This window comes from Herbaspirillum lusitanum P6-12, from assembly GCF_000256565.1.
Taxonomy (GTDB): Bacteria; Pseudomonadota; Gammaproteobacteria; order Burkholderiales; family Burkholderiaceae_D; genus Herbaspirillum; species Herbaspirillum lusitanum.
The window spans coordinates 1-2,121 of the sequence record NZ_AJHH01000476.1; the positions used below are offsets into that span (position 1 = coordinate 1).

Annotated in this window: 3 protein-coding genes; 2 read left to right on the forward strand and 1 reads right to left on the reverse strand. The window is 61.4% G+C overall.

The genetic code is table 11. The features are described from left to right. Together HLUSI_RS0115910 and HLUSI_RS0115915 are read left to right on the forward strand one after the other, a co-directional pair. A partial coding sequence (locus HLUSI_RS0115910; RefSeq protein WP_016834915.1) for a cysteine hydrolase family protein occupies positions 1-571 on the forward strand: 571 nt, incomplete at its 5' end. 24 nt (positions 572-595) lie between these two features. Then, positions 596-1,048 carry a cupin domain-containing protein gene (locus HLUSI_RS0115915; protein ID WP_016834916.1) on the forward strand — a complete coding sequence of 151 codons (453 nt, stop codon included), beginning with the start codon at positions 596-598 and terminating at the stop codon, positions 1,046-1,048. Between the two features lie 69 nt (positions 1,049-1,117). Here HLUSI_RS0115915 and HLUSI_RS0115920 read toward each other — a convergent pair whose 3' ends face one another. After that, on the reverse strand, positions 1,118-2,032 hold the full coding sequence (locus HLUSI_RS0115920) for a LysR family transcriptional regulator (protein ID WP_016834917.1): 915 nt from the start codon (positions 2,030-2,032) through the stop codon (positions 1,118-1,120). Positions 2,033-2,121 lie beyond the last annotated feature (89 nt).

Below are 2,121 nucleotides of genomic sequence, written 5' to 3' on the forward strand. Positions count from 1 at the left end.
GCCGGTCGCGCTGCAAGCTGCCGGCACCGCGCTGCTGGTCATTGATTTTCAGAATGAATACTTCAGCGGCAAGATGCCGATCCCCGACGGCATGGCTGCGCTGAACAACGCCAAGCGTCTGATTGCCTTCGCCGATCGCCACAACATGCCCGTGTTCCACGTCCAGCACGTAACGCCATCCGGCACGCCGATCTTCGCAGTGGACGGCGATACCGTCGCCATCCACCAGGATATCCAGCCGGCCGCCCACCACCGCGTGGTGCAGAAAAGCTCGGTCAGCGTATTCCCGACCACCGATATCGATGCGCAACTGAAGGCCGCCAGCGTCAAGACGCTGATCATTTCCGGCCTCATGACGCATGCCTGCGTGGCCGGCGCTGCGCGCGACGCAGTTCCTGCCGGTTACGAAGTGATCGTGGCCGCTGACGCCTCGGCCACGCGCGACCTGGATGCACCTGGCGGTGGCGTTATTACGCATGACGTCCTGCATCGCGGCGCGCTGACGACCATCGCCGATACTTTCGGCGACGTGCTCGACACCAGCGCCATTCTCGAACTGCAAGTGCAGTAAATCTCCCACACTGAAAGAATCATCATGAAACATATCGCAAGCGCCTTGCTGTTACTGGCCGCAGCCGGCGCCAGCTTCGCAGGCAACAACACCAAAGCCGGCAAGCCTGTCGCCCAGCCGCTGGTTTCCTTCCCGGCCGCCGATCTGAAGTGGCGTGAACTGCCCGGCACCGGCGGCATCAAGGTAGCCGACGTGCGCGGCAGCATTACCGGCAAGGGCGCTTATGACGCCTTCGTGATTTTCCCGGCTGGCAAGGACAATCCTTATCACCTGCACACGCAGAACCTCCCGACCGTGGTCCTGAAAGGTACGTTCTACGCCGTCATTGACGGCAAGCGCATCGAGTATCCGGCCGGTTCGTTCTATAACCTGCCGGCCAGCATGCCGCATTACAGCGGTTGCGCCAAGGGCGAGGACTGCCTGCTGTTCCAGTATCAGGCCGATCATTTCGACCTGGTGCCGGTCGAGAAAAAGTAATCCCGCTGCATGAATGAAGAAAAGGCTGCACCTTTGCGGGTGCAGCCTTTTTCTCGTCTGAGCGCCTTTCTACACAGGCCAGCGCGGCGTAGCGTAGTAGTCCGCCAGGAAATCAACGAAGGCGCGCACCTTGGGCGAGAGGTGATGGTTTCGCGGATACAGCACATACAAATCGCGCGACTGCAGCCGGTATTCGGGCAGCACTTCGACCAGCTCGCCGCGCTTCAGGTCCTCGTGCACCACGAAAGTGGCCGATGCCGTGATACCCATACCGGCGCGCGCGGCGGCGCAAACGATCAGGCCGGTGTTGGCCTGGACGTTGCCGCTCAGACTGACCAGCTGCTCCCGGCCGTCGGGGCCGGTGAACACGAGTTCGGTGGTTTGCAGCGCGAGCGAATACGCCAGGAAATTGTGTTGCTGCAAATCCTTCGGTTCGCGCGGCGTACCGTGCTTTTCCAGATAGGCGGGCGTTGCCACCAGCGCCATCTCGCTGACCGTCAGCCGCTTGGCCACCAGCGTCGAGTCGGGCAAAGAGCGCGTGATGCGCAAGCCAACGTCGAACTCTTCGCTGATGAGGTCGACAAAGCGGTCGTTGCAAACCACGTCGACTTTCAGTTCGGGATACGCCTGCATGAACTGCGGCAGCCAGTTGGGCATTTCCAGCGTGCCGAACACCATCGGCGCATTGATGCGCAGTACGCCGGCCAATGGGTACGGCCGCGCATGATGATGCGAAACGACGCGTGCAGCGTCTTCCACCTGGTCGATGATGTCGATGCAGCGCTGGTAATAAAGCTGGCCGACCTCAGTCAGCGAAAAGCGCCGTGTGGTGCGGTTGAGCAACTGCGCGCCGAGCAACTCCTCAAGCTGGCGCACCTGGCGCGACACCACCGTGTGCGAAATGTCGAGCGCGTCGGCGGCGGCCGAGAACCCGCCGCTTTCCACCACGCGCCTGAAAATGCGCATTGCCGCCAATTGATCCATTGTCTCTCCGCAGAAACTGCGTTATCGGAACGTGCCGTCCGACAGTGCAAAGCCTTTGAGGAATTCGGCCACCGGCAAACGCTTTGCAC